The 14,928-nt window shown below is 60.4% G+C and carries 11 protein-coding genes; 2 read left to right on the plus strand and 9 right to left on the minus strand.

The genetic code is table 11. From position 1 onward, the window contains the following. Positions 1-46: 46 nt before the first annotated feature. The 9 genes from WN73_RS27530 to WN73_RS27570 all read right to left on the minus strand — a co-directional run bounded on the left by WN73_RS27530 (position 47) and on the right by WN73_RS27570 (position 12,139). On the minus strand, positions 47-1,633 hold the full coding sequence (locus WN73_RS27530) for a methyltransferase regulatory domain-containing protein (protein ID WP_271555450.1): 1,587 nt from the start codon (positions 1,631-1,633) through the stop codon (positions 47-49). 5 nt (positions 1,634-1,638) lie between these two features. Then, complete coding sequence (gene tssH / locus WN73_RS27535; RefSeq protein ID WP_028170695.1) at positions 1,639-4,278, minus strand: type VI secretion system ATPase TssH; 2,640 nt, start codon at positions 4,276-4,278, stop codon at positions 1,639-1,641. 97 nt (positions 4,279-4,375) lie between these two features. Further along, positions 4,376-5,440, minus strand: coding sequence for a type VI secretion system baseplate subunit TssG (gene tssG / locus WN73_RS27540; protein ID WP_011086369.1), 1,065 nt, complete (start codon positions 5,438-5,440; stop codon positions 4,376-4,378). After that, positions 5,404-7,371 (minus strand): type VI secretion system baseplate subunit TssF, encoded by a 1,968-nt coding sequence (gene tssF, locus WN73_RS27545; RefSeq protein ID WP_271555455.1) that lies wholly within the window; start codon positions 7,369-7,371, stop codon positions 5,404-5,406. The genes tssG and tssF overlap by 37 nt, the downstream gene beginning before the upstream one ends. A 1-nt stretch (position 7,372) precedes the next feature. Next, positions 7,373-7,921 (minus strand): type VI secretion system baseplate subunit TssE, encoded by a 549-nt coding sequence (tssE, locus tag WN73_RS27550; protein ID WP_011086372.1) that lies wholly within the window; start codon positions 7,919-7,921, stop codon positions 7,373-7,375. Between the two features lie 182 nt (positions 7,922-8,103). After that, positions 8,104-8,589, minus strand: coding sequence for an Hcp family type VI secretion system effector (locus tag WN73_RS27555; protein WP_011086373.1), 486 nt, complete (start codon positions 8,587-8,589; stop codon positions 8,104-8,106). A 50-nt stretch (positions 8,590-8,639) separates the two neighbouring features. Further along, on the minus strand, positions 8,640-10,142 hold the full coding sequence (gene tssC / locus WN73_RS27560) for a type VI secretion system contractile sheath large subunit (protein WP_028170697.1): 1,503 nt from the start codon (positions 10,140-10,142) through the stop codon (positions 8,640-8,642). 16 nt (positions 10,143-10,158) lie between these two features. After that, positions 10,159-10,686 (minus strand): type VI secretion system contractile sheath small subunit, encoded by a 528-nt coding sequence (gene tssB / locus WN73_RS27565; RefSeq protein WP_027548753.1) that lies wholly within the window; start codon positions 10,684-10,686, stop codon positions 10,159-10,161. A gap of 139 nt (positions 10,687-10,825) precedes the next feature. Then, positions 10,826-12,139, minus strand: a complete 1,314-nt coding sequence (locus tag WN73_RS27570; protein ID WP_271555577.1) for a type VI secretion system protein TssA — start codon at positions 12,137-12,139, stop codon at positions 10,826-10,828. A gap of 347 nt (positions 12,140-12,486) precedes the next feature. On the opposite strand from WN73_RS27570, the gene WN73_RS27575 reads away from it, so the two are divergent. Then, complete coding sequence (locus WN73_RS27575; RefSeq protein ID WP_011086377.1) at positions 12,487-14,355, plus strand: type VI secretion system Vgr family protein; 1,869 nt, start codon at positions 12,487-12,489, stop codon at positions 14,353-14,355. A gap of 5 nt (positions 14,356-14,360) precedes the next feature. Continuing rightward, positions 14,361-14,924: a DUF6931 family protein gene (locus WN73_RS27580; protein ID WP_011086378.1), complete on the plus strand. Its 564-nt coding sequence runs from the start codon at positions 14,361-14,363 to the stop codon at positions 14,922-14,924. Positions 14,925-14,928 lie beyond the last annotated feature (4 nt).

The raw sequence follows: 14,928 nt of genomic DNA on the forward strand, positions 1-14,928 counted from the left end.
CAACTCCTGCCGTTCATCGCCAACGGAGCCGACGCACTTGAGCGCGTCATGCGACCAGCAGGCCCAGCTTGCCGACCATCGCAAGCGAGCGTTGAACACTTTCTCGCGTTGACAGCAACAACGGATCGGCAGGCTTCCCGGCACTATCCTTCTGGTCCAACTGGATGGTCGGGCCGAATTTTTCGGTCATTTCGGCCGTGATCTGGTCGATGGTCCGCGCACCGTCGAGCAATTGCAGAAAATCCCTGGTCCGGTCGTCCTCCAACTGTACCGTCTGGTGGAGGAGGTTGGTGACGAGCGGACCTGTTTGCGCTTGTCTTCGTGCGAGCAGGCTCGCCTGCGGATGCTCGGTAGCTTCCTTCAACAGAAATGGGCGCGACAGCAGGAAAGAGACCTCGCCGCTGCAAGCCAGGATGAACATTGCCTCCGTCAGCACCTTTTCGGCATCATCCGTGTGCCGGCCGCCCAGCAGCGCGCGGGCGCCATCGAGCAGCTCGCCAAATGATAATGCGCGCGGCCAGGACCGGCCGAGACATAGATACGCAGCCTTCAAGAGCGGATTGGTTACCGTGACCCTGCTGCCGTCCTGGTTCTCGAATTCCATCGCGGAATCGTCGGTCACGCAGGCGTCGGGGTCAACCGGGTTGGTCGTGCTCAGCAAATGGAACCTGGTGACGAAATCGAGGTCGATCTGGCGGGATAGCGAAATGCTGTCGTGGCAGAGCAATGTGCGCCGAAAGCCGTTGCCGTCGATGAAGTCCTGATATTGATCGCGCGCCATGAACTCGCTCTCCGGGAAACGCTGCAGCGTCGCGCGAACCTCCTCGGAATAGCCGGCAAGATAGCGTCGCGAGAAATCAGCGTCGCTCAGATATTGCAAGCCGTGGCGGCTTGCGTCTTCGGCAACCTCATGCAGCAGGAAGGCCTCGGCGCCATCATCGAGATCGTCGTGAAATAAGAGCTCGTCGGGGGACTTGAGGACGCGGTTGTACTGGTCGCGCATAACTGCGCCGTGCACCGAGTTGGCCTTCGAGCCGTCGCTCAGGAACTTCAAGATCGCGCGGGCCTGTCCTACCTTCTCCTTCATGTCGGTGAGACGGCGGGTGTGATACCGCATCATGTCGCGGACCAGGTCGCGAAGATGCGAGAACGGGTGCGCGTTGTAGCTGACGTAGCAGACCCCGCGCGGAGCCATGTTCTGCTTGAAGATCATCATCATCTTCTCGCGCACCGCCGGCGGAACCCAGGAATACACGCCGTGCGCTATGATGTAGTCGTATTGCCCGAAGCTTTCGTCGACATCCATGATGTCGCAGTGCAGGAGCTTGATATTGCTGAGGCCCAATGTGGCGATATTTCGCTGGCCGCGCTCGATCGTCACGCCGCTCAGGTCGACACCGACGAATTCGCTGTTTGGATATTGAAAGGCCATCGGCAACAGGTTGCCGCCAACGCCGCAGCCAAGCTCGAGCACCCGGCAACGCTCGACCGGAGCCGCCTGCATGCCGTAGACGGCAGCAATGGTAGCGAGATGGTTCGGATGGGTGAGCCCGTAGACGTGGCCAGGGTAGTAGACCTCGTCGTATGGCGTGGGACCGGCGCTCGGGTGGCGATGCTCGGTTTGAATGTTCATCGTCCTCAATTCCACGAATATGCGAACTTGTCGTTCTCGATCGAGACCCGCGCTTGCTTGACTTCTTCCTTGGCAAGCGACTTGCTGAGGAATTCGCGTGACAGCTCCGGGAGCAGGGTGTTGGTGATGATGTTGTCAATCATTCGCCCGCCGGAGTCCGGGTCGTTGCAACGTGACACAATGTGCTCCACGACCGCGTCATCGTAGCTGAATGCCGCGTTATGGTTGTCACGGAGGCGTCGTCCGATCCGGTCGAGCTGCAACCGAGCGATCCCGGCGAGCATTTCGTCGGATAGCGGGAAGTACGGTATCGAGACGATGCGTCCGAGCAGCGCTGCCGGAAACACCTTCAGCAATTCCGGCCTCAGCATCTTGGCGAGCTCTTCCGGTTCGCTACGATACTTTGGATCTCGCGAGAGGCCCATGATCAGATCGGTGCCGACGTTGGTGGTCAGGATGATCAACGTGTTCTTGAAGTCGATCCGCCGCCCGTTGCCGTCCTCCATGGTTCCCTTGTCGAACACCTGGAAGAAGATCTCGTGGACGTCGGGATGAGCTTTCTCGACCTCGTCGAGCAGGATGACGCTATAGGGCTTGCGCCGGACAGCCTCGGTGAGGCGTCCACCTTCTCCATAGCCGACATAGCCGGGAGGCGCTCCCTTCAAGGTCGAGACGGTGTGCGCTTCCTGGAACTCCGACATGTTGATCGTGATCATGTTCTGCTCGCCGCCGTAGAGGGTCTCGGCAAGCGCCAGGGCGGTTTCAGTCTTGCCCACGCCGGATGGACCAGCCAGCATGAACACGCCGATCGGCTTCGACGGGTTGTCCAGTTTGGCGCGGCTGGTCTCGATTCGCTTGGCGATCATCGTCAGCCCATGAGACTGGCCGACGACGCGGCGGTTGAGGATCTCCGGTAGTTTCAGCACGGTTTCGATCTCGTCGCGCATCATCCGGCCGACCGGGATGCCAGTCCAGTCAGAGACAACGGACGCCACCGACTGCTGGTCCACATAGGCATAGACCATCCGCTTTTCCGGATTGATGCTCTCAAGCGTGTCGAACTTGCCGCGCAGCTCCGCGCGCCTGGCAGCCGGATCGTCGCCTTCCATGGGTTCGGACAGGATCTCCCGAATGCTCCGGATGTCCTTGACGAGCTCCTGCTCTGCGGCCCAATCGGCTTCGAGGTTCGTCAGCTTGTCCTTCAATGCTGCGATGTCGTTGTCGATCGCTACGATGCGCTCGTCGTCCTCAATCCCAAGATCGCTGTCGCTGACGAGTGCTGATCGCTCAGCTTCACGGGCGGCAATCGCAACGCGTGCATCCTCGATCAGGGCCGGAGTCGCGCTCTGGCTGATCGCCACGCGCGCCGAGGCGGTATCAAGCAGGCTGACCGCCTTGTCGGGCAACTGCCGTGAAGGAATGTAGCGGTGGGACAGGTTGACCGCTGCGACGATCGCGGCATCCGAGATGCGAACGCCGTGGTGCTTCTCCATCGGACCGAGGAGTCCGCGCAGCATGATGCAGCAGGTTTCCACATCGGGTTCATCGATCTGGATCGGCTGGAAGCGTCGTGTGAGCGCGGGATCTTTCTCGATATACTGGCGATATTCTGCCCACGTGGTGGCGGCGATCGTGCGCAGCGTGCCACGCGCAAGGGGAGGTTTCAGGAGATTGGCTGCATCACCGGTGCCGGCCGCGCCGCCGGCGCCGATCAGTGTGTGGGCTTCATCGATGAACAGGATGATGGGGGTGGGTGAGCTCTGGACCTCGTCGATCACCGACCGCAAGCGCTGCTCAAACTCGCCCTTCATGGAGGCACCGGCCTGCATCAGGCCGATGTCGAGCGCACAAAGCCTTACACCGCGGAGCGGTGGCGGCACGTCGCCGGCGGCGATACGCTGGGCGAAGCCCTCGACAACTGCGGTCTTGCCGACGCCAGCCTCGCCGGTGAGGATTGGATTGTTCTGCCGCCGACGCATCAACACGTCGATCAGTTGGCGGATTTCTTCGTCCCGACCAAGGATCGGATCCATCTCGCCCGATTTGGCCTTGGCGGTGAGATCCTGGGAGAACCGGTCGAGCGGCGTCGTCCCCTTGGGACCCGCTTGGGCCGCGCCTTCCGTGACGGCGCCGACCAGGCCCGAACCGTCCATCGGTCGCATGGTCTCCTCGTCGGAGCCGGCCCAGACGGCGCGACGCTCCGCGGCCAGTGCATCGACGTTGACCTTGGAAAATTCCTGCGAGAGGTTGTTCAGCGTGCGACGAATATCGTTCGATTTCAGGCCTGCCACAAGCAGATGACCGGTGCGGATCTGGGTCTCGCCAAAGAAGAGCGTGGCATAATGCCAGCCCCGATCGAGCAGATCGATGACCGAATTGGCGACGCCCGGCATGTCGGTTTCGTTCTTACGAAAGCCATTGATCACGCCGGCAAGGTCCGACAACAAGCGTGCGCGGTCGAGCTTGTAATGATCGACCGAGAGGCTGAGATCGTTGCGTTCCTGCTGCAGGATATGAAACAGCCAGTGCGCAAGCTCGACGTTGCGATTGCCGGCGCTCTTTGCGTGGCGCAGGGCCTGTAAGAAGGCATCATAGCCGGCCCGGTTCAGCTTGCCCGTTACAGCTTCAATGCTGATGTCGGTCACGGCGGCTCCTCCTGCTCAATTCCTCCGCGGATGCGTGCCATCATGCGGAAATTGCCTCAAATTCCATAGCATTAGGCGATCAGCGCGATGGATAGGTTCAAATCGCCGCGGCATTGGCTGTGGCACTCCGGCGGGCTCTCAATCGTTCGCCGAGCTGAAAGCGGGCATCGCGGCGATATTCTTCCGTGGAGGCCCAGTTCGGCGAGACCCAGGTGGTCCATCCAAGTCGCCCACTCTGTCCAAGCCTGACCGGGACGACCTCTCCCGCCGGAATGGCGAGCTCGACCTCCCATTCCAATTCGTCGCCGATATAGAAGAAAACGGCGTCGGCCAGAGGCGCCGACAGGTTGGGTGTTTCGGTCGGCAGGAATTGTTCGTACTGAGCAAAAGTTCTGACAAAGACCCGAACTCTGATCTTGTCCTCGACGCTGAACACACGCGAGCCGAGAAGGGCGTCCTGGCCGAGCCTCGCATGCGTTCCGCCGAGCCGGCTGCAGTGACTTGGGTCGAATGAGAGCCAGGTGCCGACGAATTCGTCGATCTCGACTTTGACGTCGAACAGTCCTTGCAGGAACCGCGTCAACCGTGATGCACACTTCGCCCTGGGCGCGACCAGTCCAGCGAAGCTGAGCTTCGCCATGTCCGGAACCGCATCGCGATCGGCGAAAACATCGGAGCCCAAGCCGGCGAAGGAGCCGACATAGGCAATGAAGCGATCGTCCGCCGGGCGGTCATGCTGCGCGATCGGGCGCGCGTCGGCCCAGGCACGAAAGAAGAGTTGCAGGAAGCGTCCGTTGAGGAGGTCGAGAAAGCGGGGGAAGGCGTCATCCCGCATCAGCCACCAGCTGAGGCTTTCATCGGTGGTGGCAAGGGGCAGGGCGCCCTGCGGGCCCAGGAGGCCGAGAAATTTGACGAGTATCCTGAGCCGGGCACCCTGGTCGTCCACCGCCGCGAGGTTCGAGGCGGGGAACTCCAGATAAGGCACCTGGCCGAGGTCGATATATTCGTCGCGACGCGCGGCACTGTCGCCGATCCGCGGTCGATCCGGGTTGGCGCGCTCGAACTGGCGTAACGTATGGAAGAAATCGAAGCGCCAGGGCTCGGCCTTCATCTGGTCGATCAGCGTCATAGCGGTCTCCGCGTGCCCATGCGCGGTGGCCACCGCATGATCTCGCCGCGCTCCGGCGTCGAGATGACCGTCTGAGTGAAGGTGTTGAAGCCCGAATAGTCGGCGAAGAAGCGCTCCAGTATTGCCCCGAGCAAAAACACGCCGCTGCCCTCAAATGCCTTCTCGTCGAGCGTAACGGTAATCTCCAGGCCCCGTGCTGCGCCGCTACCCGTGCGCTCGCGCACGCGCCGCACGACAGGTCGGCTTTCTATGCTGCGCACGCCGCGGATCTTGCGCTCCGTGGCGTCGTCGAACTGATCGGCGAACAAGGCCAGCATCTCGCGCAGCGCTCCGGCGTTCTTGCCGCCACCGCGTTCGACGAGGCCAAGATAGTTGAGGCTGAGCATGTTGATCAGCCGCCAGCTGACAATCCCACTGTTGGCGATTTCGCTGCGGCTGCGCAGTTGGGCAACCACCGGCTCACGCGGTGGCGTGGGACCAGCGACACACATCAGATCAAGGGAGGTATCGTCCAGCAGCCGAAAGTCGGCGCCGCCCTGGCCGACCGGCAAGTGCTCGGTGAGATGGCGATTGGAGCACAGAGCCCGGACGCTCAGTTCGGCGACGGAGCCTCCGCCACTCAATTCGCCGGGCTCAAGCAGCGACAGGAACATGTCCGTCCCGGTGTAGTCTGAGGAAGTACCGTATGTCTTCTCCTCTACTGTGCGGCGCCGGGGTAAGCGGCGGACGGTGAAATAGAGCCCGTCGACCGATCCGCTGGTCCGGTCGACGGCGGCCGAATAGAGCGGGCGCACGGGCCGTTTATCCTTCTCTGCCGGCAGGTGCGCGTAGACCTCGAGCACCTGGTGCGGTTCGTATTCCAGATAGCGGCTGCGATCTGGCACCACATGGTACTCGTAAGTATTCGACTTGACAGGAATGCGATCGCTCGTTTTCTCGAACAGATTGATCGCCGGTGCAGTATAGAGCCTGAAGGTCTCGGGGCGCACCGAGGCAGCCAGCCGCGAATTGTGTTCATCGAAAGCGAAGACAATATCGATCGATTTGCTGCGCAGTCGCGACATCACGCTGCGTAGTCCCGTCAGGTTTATGCCGAGGAACTTGCGTGGAAACATGAAATATTCTCGCAGCAGCTCCGAACCGCGAAAGATCCGATTGTCGTTAGGGAACAGCGACTCGTTTTCGTCGAAGCCAATTTGCTGCACGCAATCATGGGGCGCACGAGTCACCACCGGATCGCCGAAGTCGTCGAGATGCCGGAAGTAGACTCCTTTGCAATTCGAGATCAATTGCTCGTAGAGCGCGATGGCGTCGGATTCCGCGCCTGAGAGGTAGATCGGAAGTTCGCTCACGCGGCAGCCTGCGAACCAGGTTTCCGGCTTGGCTCGGGCCTCTGCGTCCGATAGTTCCTCGTCGAGCCGGGCTGCGGTACGATGGGTCAGCGACAGCTTCAGCCCCGCGATGACGTCGCCTCCGACCGGGATCCCGAGCGCCTGCAGAGTGCCCGCTGTGGAGAAATACTCTGCGCTGGTGACGTCGAACGGCCAGAGCACGATGTCGCGGCAAAGTCGAAACCGGCAGGAAAGACTTCGTTCTCTCTCGCGGTAGGTCGCGTCGAAATAGGCGCCGCGTACAATCTTCTTGCCGTCGCGCAGCGCTGGGTCAGCGTAGGGTGGCCGTGCCGCGACGAGCATCGCCGACGGTGTGGGCGCAAGATAGTTCGGTACCAGCTGCTCAAGCAGGTTTGCAGTGAATTCCGGGAATTCGTGCTTGAGCTTGAGCTGAACGCGGGCGGCAAGAAACGCGGCGCCTTCCAATAGTCCCGTGATCATCGGGTCCGATCGGTCCCGGATGAGGCCGCCGAGGCGCTCTGCGATGCCAGGATATTCTTCGGCGAAATCTCCTGCCTGCTCGTACAGCAATGACAGTTCACGATTGTAGAAATCGAGGAATTCGCGATTCATGCTAAAGTCGATTGATTTGGATGTCGCCGCTGTCGAGGTCGACGTCGGCGACAAATTCCACGGGGACGTTGAGCGGCTCAGCCTTGAGGTCGGCGTGAACGATGAAGCGCAGCTTCAGCTGCTCAGGACCGACCGAGCCGTCGCGACGGACCCGGATCGTCTTGCGATCGAGTCTTGGCTCGTACGTCGTCAGAGTCTCGCGCAGGGCGCCGGTGAGTTCGTCGTCCGTGACCTCGTCGATCGAACGGTGGGCGATATCGGGGAAGCCGTAGTTCAGGATCGAGGTTCGAACGCTATCCCGCCCGCTCAGATCCAAGGTCGATTCCAGAGCAATGGTATTGAGGAGCGTTTCAAGGTCATGGGAGACCTCCCGCCGCAACAACGTTTCCGAGATCGGAAAGCGGCCTGCGCTGCGCCGCCCGGCAATGATCCGCTCACCGAACTCATCGCGCAGATTGAGCTTCTTGCGCGCATCGCGTGCTTCATGAGCGGAGCGAAAGGCCAGCATTAATGGGGGAGAGAGCCGATCCCTCTTTGGAGCAATGGTCATTGACTGTCCCCAAGATGTCCGGCTCGCTATGCTGTTTCGCGGAGCAATAGCTGGTCTCCGGGATGATGTCGCCTCAGCAGGCGGTCGGGCCCGCAACCGGTCAAGTCGAGACTTGCGACCGCAATCGCATCGCCTGGCGCCGGTTCGCGCTTATCGCAACCGGCGCCAGGTAGGGCCGACAATCAGGCCCATTCCTTGTTGGCGGGAACGTCCCAGCCAAACACCGGCGCAGCTCCAGCGCCGCCTTTTTCTGTCTGGGTCTTGTAGGTCATCTTGACCTTCGCGAAGTTCAGACTCACGTTTTCGGTGAGGCGATCTTCACCGTGCGATCCGCCCGTCGATACGCTGGTGACTAGGATGTGCTTCATCTCGATCTTGAGATACTCCAGCGGATTTTCGCCCGCCTTGCGGACCGTGAGGATCGCTGTATCAATGTGCTTGCCGTTCGCGCAGACCTTGAAAAGCTCCGGCGTGGCCTTGTCGACGAAGTGCGTAAAGTGGAGATCCTGGACGCTGACCTTGCCGGCGCCGCCGCCCGAACCGCTGTGGAAAGTGCCTGACTGGCTTTCGCCGAAAGACCAGCTCAAAATATCGATTTCGTCCTTGTGCTTGTCGTCCAGCGACTCGCCCTTGATCGGATCGAGTTTCAAGAAGATGTCGACAGCCATAGCGTAGTCCTCTCAAATTTCTGCGTGGTTACGGTTGCGATGTTGCGGCATCAGGAAGCGGGGCCGGGTAGGCGTGAAACCAGGCTGAGGCCGACGTCCATCGCCTCCAACTGAAAGTGTGGACGAAGAAAGAAGCGCGCGTTGTAATATCCCGGATTCTCCTCGTTTGCGATGACTTCAACCTTCGCAGCGGCCAGTGGCTTGCGCGCTTTCTGAGCTTCTGACGAGAGGGCTGGGTTGGCATCAACGTATTCGTTGATCCAGGTTTGCAGCCAGATCGTCAACTCATCCTTCTCCTTCATGGATCCGATCTTGTCGCGAACCATGCACTTCAGATAGTGGGCAAAGCGGGACACTGCGAACATGTAAGGTAGTCGTGACGACAAGTTGTCGGACGCGGTGGCATCCACGCCCTTTTCGCCGAAGTACTTCTTCGGCTTGTAGAGTGACTGGGCGCCGATGAAGGCGGCCTTGTCGGTGTTCTTGCGATGGATCAGCGGGATGAGGCCCGCCTTTGCAAGTTCGTGCTCGCGGCGATCACTGATGGCGATCTCGGTCGGGCATTTCAGGTCGACGCCGCCGTCATCGGTCGGGAATGTGTGCGTCGGCAGGTTGATGACTTCGCCACCGGACTGCACGCCGCGGATCCGCGTGCACCAGCCAAATTCCTTGAAGGCGCGGTTGATGTTGACCGCCATTGCGTAGGCGGCGTTGATCCAGCCGTATTTATCGCCGGTGTGTCCGTCCGTCTCCTCTTCGAAGGCGAACTCTTCCACGGGCTCCGATTTCGCGCCGTAGGGGAGGCGGCCGAGCGCGCGGGGCATGCACAGGCCGAGATAGCGCGAGTCGTCCTGATCGCGCAGCCCCTTCCATGCGGCATACTCCGGCGTGTCGAACACCTTACCGATGTCGCGAGGGTTGGACAGCTCGGTCCAAGAGTCCATTCCCATCAGCGTCGGCTCGGCGCCGCTGAAGAAGGGAGCGTGCGCGGCGCCGGCGATCTTGCTGAGGTCGCGGAGCAATTGTACGTCGGTTGGGAGGTGGCTGAAATAGTAGTCGCCGATCAGGCAGCCAAACGGCTCGCCGCCCAGCTGGCCGAATTCATACTCGTAGATCTGCTTGAACAGGGGACTCTGGTCCCAGCGCGCATCGGGGTAAAGCCGCAGATTCCGATACAACTCGTTCTTGGAGACGTTCATCACCCGGATCTTGAGGTTGGCGTCGGTCTCGGAATTGAAGACGAGGTAGTGGAGGCCGCGCCAAGCACTTTCGATTGACTGGAACTCAGGTGTGTGAAGAATTTCGTTCATTTGCGCGGTCAGCTTCTGGTCGATCCGCGCGATCATCTCCTCGATGGTGTCGAGGACGTCCGACTTGATGACGCTCGAGTCCTTCAACGCCTCTTGAACGAGCGTGGATACCGCGTTTTCGACTTCGGTCGCTGCGCGTTCAGTGCGCGGTTTGAAGCTTTGCTTCAGCAGAGTGGCAAACTCGTCAGCTTCGACGGTCTTGACCTGGGTGGTGCTCTCTTTGTGAACAGCTTCTTTTGCCATGGTCCCCATTCCTTCCTTAGCTCTCGGTGCCAGGTTCGGTCGACTGGCTTGTCGCGCGTTCCCGAAGCGCCGCCATCAGTTGAGGATCGGCGAGAAGTTTCTTGAGTTGGTCCTCGGCGGCCACCTTGCCATCCATGTAGCGCAGCAGGTTGGCGAGTTGTTCGCGCGCCTCGAGCAGCTTGGCAGTAGCCGGCACCTGGCGGGCGACGGCCACCGGCGTGAAGTCTGCCATCTTGTTGAAGCGCAAGTTGACCGAGATCTTTTCGTCGGATCCATCGCTGAGGCGATTGGCGACACGCGCCGTCACGCCGGGCTGGATTGCCGCCATGCGGTTGTCGAAATTGTCCATGTCGAACTCGAGGAACTTGCGCTCCTCGACCTTCGTCTTCTCGACGCCAGGGTTATTGCCGGAGAGGTCGGAGAGGACGCCCATGACGAACGGCAGTTCGATCAGCCGCTCGGCGTCGTAAGGATCTTCGTATGTGATGTGCACGCGTGGTGCGCGGTTTCGCCGAATGAATTTTTGACCGCTGTCTGTAGCCATGGTTCCCTCACTACGAAATCGCATTAGACATCGAAAAAGACATCGAATTTGCGCGACGCAGATTGGCTAGAGCGCTTCAAGTTGCTGCGGTCGGCAAACATCCTTGTGTCCAATTAGTGCCCTCGAGCGAAAGCTGGGTTCAATGCGATCTGTCGATTGTTTTAAGGGCTCCCTCAGGAAGAACATCATTCAAAAGGCTGAGAAAATCTCGTTGCGCGAGGTCGCGCGCGCGATCGACCAAAAAGGGGATGGGGCTGGACGGCTCCGCGGTTCGGAAAAACGACGCCACCTTCGTCAGCAGGCCTAAGGCCTGCGCCCTGGTTTCTATTGAAAATACAATATCTTGAGCGCTGCTCTCTGCCGTCGATGAGAGCGAGGTAGCGAGTTCCGCCATCCGTTCGATCGGCAGGTCGAAGACCTTGTCGCGCCCGATGTTGATCGCAGCGCTCTCCACGTGCGCAGGCACCAGCATCCGCATAACTTCAATGAATGACTTGCCCACCATCTCCTGCGCTTGACGCACCAGCAACAGTGCCGGGCTGGATGGTTCCATTCGGGCAAAATAGTCGGCCGCCGCTGCAAGCGCTGCAGATGCCTGTGCGGATGAAGTCACCACCCCGCTCGTGTCTGACGGCGCCTGTGTATCGACAGGACCGAGATCTTCCGCGGTTGCAGCGATCGCGGCCGGATCGCGCAACGCGACAAGGCCCGCAAGCCAGGCAGCCATGCCGTTAACCAGGCCGGAGAGCCTGTCGAGGCTGATCGGTTGCCCCGCGTTCAACTTCTCGTGCCAGGTTTGTTTGATACCCGCGATTTCAGCCGCGACCGCGGAGCACCGCGCGCTGGTTGCCTTGAGAGTGTCGAGATCCGTCTCGCTGACGATGCGCTCGATGGCCGCCAGATCAGGTCCGTCGGCGTCGGCGTCGCCGGCGGGAATTTCGCCCATGGCAACCTGATAAGCACGGTAGTTGAGGTTGCCGTGTCTGCGGTTCTCGATCAGGGGAAGGAACTGGAGCGGGTTGATCACGGTCGGGAACACGTCGATTGCCTCGACCGTGACGGCGCGAAGTGCGTAGTCGCCGTCCTCGCCCTTCGGATGCACCGCCTCCCACTGCTCGCGCAGCAGCAAGTTGGTCGCCTTCAGGCAGCAGAGAAAGCCGTCGAGATCGCGGTTGAGGATTGAAAACTTGGCCAGTAGCAGGTTTAGGCGCAGATCGCGGGTACGCTCCAGGAGGGGCTGCGCGGCGGCGAATTGGCCGGCAAAATCGACTGCCTTTGGATCGAAGCGTCCACGCTCTCCGTTGGCATTGACGACCTCGAAGAACGACATCGGCAGCAGCGATTCCGCACCTGCGAAGAAGTTCAGATACTGGATGTCTCCGATGGCGTCGAGATCCGGCCCGCAGGGATCGTCAGCGGCAATGGGGTGCGTCAGGGAGGCGACATCAAGCATACGACGATCGTCCATCTGCTCGGTCACGGCCCCGCTGCCGAGCCCGTGGCGACTGCCGGATCGCGGGGGGATCCATGATCCGAGTCTATATCCATGGGTCAGATGCCTGCTGGTGTTGGTTCATTCCCGAAGATCATGCCATTTTCGCGTGAACCGGCAAGCTCTTGGAGCCGACTACTTGATGACCGGGGCGGTTCCTTGGACCGCTGTTGTGGAACGTCCGGACCAGCCCTGGGGCGGACCTGCCGGCACTGCCGGGGGCGGGCAGGATTTCCGTGGTTCTTGCATAGCGTCTGATCAGCTCTTCGCAGCGGGTCATTCGATCGAAGGAGGGAGTTTAAGCCCACATGGGCCAGCTTACTCAGGATACCCGCCTCTGCGAACTCAAGACGCCTCTTGGCAAGGACGTTCTGGTTTTTGCCGGGTTCGAAGGCTCGGAAGGTCTCAGCGAACTGTTCGAGTATCGCATCGAGTGTCTCAGTGAGGATGCCGACCTCGACTTCGATCGTGCCATCGGTCAGCAGTGTACGCTGACCATAAAGCTGCATGAAAAGGAGCGCGAGTTCAGTGGCATTCTGACGGAGGCCCAATGGCTCGGGGTGAAGAACGACTATTTCAGCTACCGGATCGTTCTGAGGCCCTGGCTATGGCTGTTGTCGCGGACAACTGATTGCCGGATCTTTCAGGACAAGAAGGCGCCCGACATCATCAAAGAAGTATTCAACGAACGTGGCTTCACCGACTATGAATCCAAACTGACCGAAGAGGGTTCCTGTCCGAAGCTCGAATACTGCGTTCAGTACCGCGAGACCGACATGAATTTCGTGTGCCGGCTGATGGAGCAGCACGGCATCTCCTACTTCTTCAAGCATGAGGGCGGCAAACACACGCTGGTGTTGGCGGACTCCAAATCGTCGCACAGCCCGATCAAAGGTCTTGCTACGATTCCCTACATCCCGCTGACGGGTGCCGATCGTCGAGGCGAGCAACACATCTATGAATGGGTGTCGGAGCGCCGGTTTCGCACCGGCAAGATCGAACTCAACGACTACAACTACCAGAAGCCAAACGCTCAGTTGATCAGCGATGCCAAGGGCTCCGAGCATTACACTCGGTCGGAGATGGAGTATTACGACTATCCCGGGAAGTTCAAGGAAAAGTCCGACGGCGAGCGCTACGCGAAGATCCAGCTCCAGGCGGAGCAGGCGATGGACCGGCGGCGTCGCGGCAATGGTGACGCGGTCAACCTGTTCCCCGGTGGGCTGACGAAGCTCGAAAAGCACTCCAAGGACTCGCAGAACGTGGAATATCTCGTGGTGCGAGCCACGCACTCGTTCTCGCTCGAATCTTACCGCACCGGCGGTCCCGGCGACGCCGGGCAACATGTCTATTTCGGTAGCTATGAGTTTCTGCCAAGCGATCGGCCGTTTCGAGCGCTGATGATGACGCCGAAGCCAAGGATTAACGGCATCCAAACGGCCAAGGTGGTGACCAAAGACGATAATTCGAACGAGGAAATCGACGTTGAATCGCTGGGCGAAATCTATGTCCGCTTTTTCTGGGATCGGAAGAAGAAGCGGTCGTGCCGGTTGCGCGTGGCTCAGGTTTGGTCTGGCAAGCGCTGGGGCGGCCAGATCATCCCGCGCGTCGGACAGGAAGTGGTTGTCGAATTCCTGGAGGGGGATCCGGACCGGCCCCTGGTGATCGGCACCGTGTACAACGACGAATACAAGCTGCCCTATGATTTGCCGTCGAAGAAGACGGTTGCAGGATTGAAGTCCGACTCCACCAAAGGTGGTGGCGGCTTCAACGAGTGGAACTTCGAGGACAAGAAGGGATCCGAGAAGATCACGGTGCATGCTGAGAAGGACCACGACGTGACGGTCCGCGACACCGAGACACGGACCATCGGCGAAGCTGCATTCGGCGGCGACACCCGCAAGACCACGCTCAAGAAAGGCAATGATAAGCTCGATATCGAATTGGGCGGTCAGCACATCACGCTGGCCATGGACCAGTCTGTCAAAGCGGGCATCAGCATCACGCTCACGGCCAATGCCAATATCACCCTACAGGTTGGTCCCAGCCAGATTATCCTGAGCCCGGCGGGCATCGTCATCAACGCGCCGACGATCGCCATGACAGCGCAGGCCGGCATGGCGCTTGCAGCCGGCGGTCCGCTGGTCGCGCACGGCACTCCAACTCTTGTCGGCTGACGGTCATGGGGCAGGTTCGGTTCGGCACGGTACGGGATCTGTTTCAAGCCTATCCCTTGGCGCGTTATGATGTCGGCAAAGCCGATGCCGACAAGCCTTCGCTGGATTTCCTTCAGGAGGCCGCCGATGCCCGCAACTGGTACCAGGCCGTATCTTACTGCGCCTATCTGCTTCCCAGGCGCGTGGCGATCGCCTGGGGATGCCGCTCTCTGCGACGGATGTTCGACCATTTCGACGCCTACGACAGCAGGTCGCTGAATGTTGTGGAGACCTGGGTCCGGCAACCGGACGAGCAGTCCCGGAACAAGGCGCTGGCCGTCGGCAATGCCAACGATCCTGAGCAGCCAGCGACATGGCTGGCGCTGGCGGCCGGCTGGTCCGGTGGAAGCGTGGTTCCCCCGGAATTTGCGCCCGTGGAAGCCAAGCCAGATCAGGCCGCACGGGCGGTGCGTGCAGCGCTGCTGATTGGCCTCTGCCGGCTCCCCCGTGACTCCCGGGACCAGATAATGACGTCATGCCTGGAGGATGGTATTCAATTGGCACGCGGCGAACCGCGCCCTCCGCGCTAACGAG

This window comes from Bradyrhizobium sp. CCBAU 45394 (assembly GCF_028128655.1).
GTDB lineage: Bacteria > Pseudomonadota > Alphaproteobacteria > Rhizobiales > Xanthobacteraceae > Bradyrhizobium > Bradyrhizobium diazoefficiens.

Excerpts from the sequence above, each read along its gene's own strand:
- WN73_RS27530 (WP_271555450.1), bottom strand. The coding sequence starts at position 1,633 with ATGAACATTCAAACCGAGCATCGCCACCCGAGCGCCGGTCCCACGCCA.
- tssE (WP_011086372.1), bottom strand. The coding sequence starts at position 7,921 with ATGACCATTGCTCCAAAGAGGGATCGGCTCTCTCCCCCATTAATGCTG.
- WN73_RS27570 (WP_271555577.1), bottom strand. The coding sequence starts at position 12,139 with ATGCTTGATGTCGCCTCCCTGACGCACCCCATTGCCGCTGACGATCCC.
- tssF (WP_271555455.1), bottom strand. The coding sequence starts at position 7,371 with ATGAATCGCGAATTCCTCGATTTCTACAATCGTGAACTGTCATTGCTG.
- tssC (WP_028170697.1), bottom strand. The coding sequence starts at position 10,142 with ATGGCAAAAGAAGCTGTTCACAAAGAGAGCACCACCCAGGTCAAGACC.
- WN73_RS27575 (WP_011086377.1), top strand. The coding sequence starts at position 12,487 with ATGGGCCAGCTTACTCAGGATACCCGCCTCTGCGAACTCAAGACGCCT.
- WN73_RS27555 (WP_011086373.1), bottom strand. The coding sequence starts at position 8,589 with ATGGCTGTCGACATCTTCTTGAAACTCGATCCGATCAAGGGCGAGTCG.
- WN73_RS27580 (WP_011086378.1), top strand. The coding sequence starts at position 14,361 with ATGGGGCAGGTTCGGTTCGGCACGGTACGGGATCTGTTTCAAGCCTAT.
- tssB (WP_027548753.1), bottom strand. The coding sequence starts at position 10,686 with ATGGCTACAGACAGCGGTCAAAAATTCATTCGGCGAAACCGCGCACCA.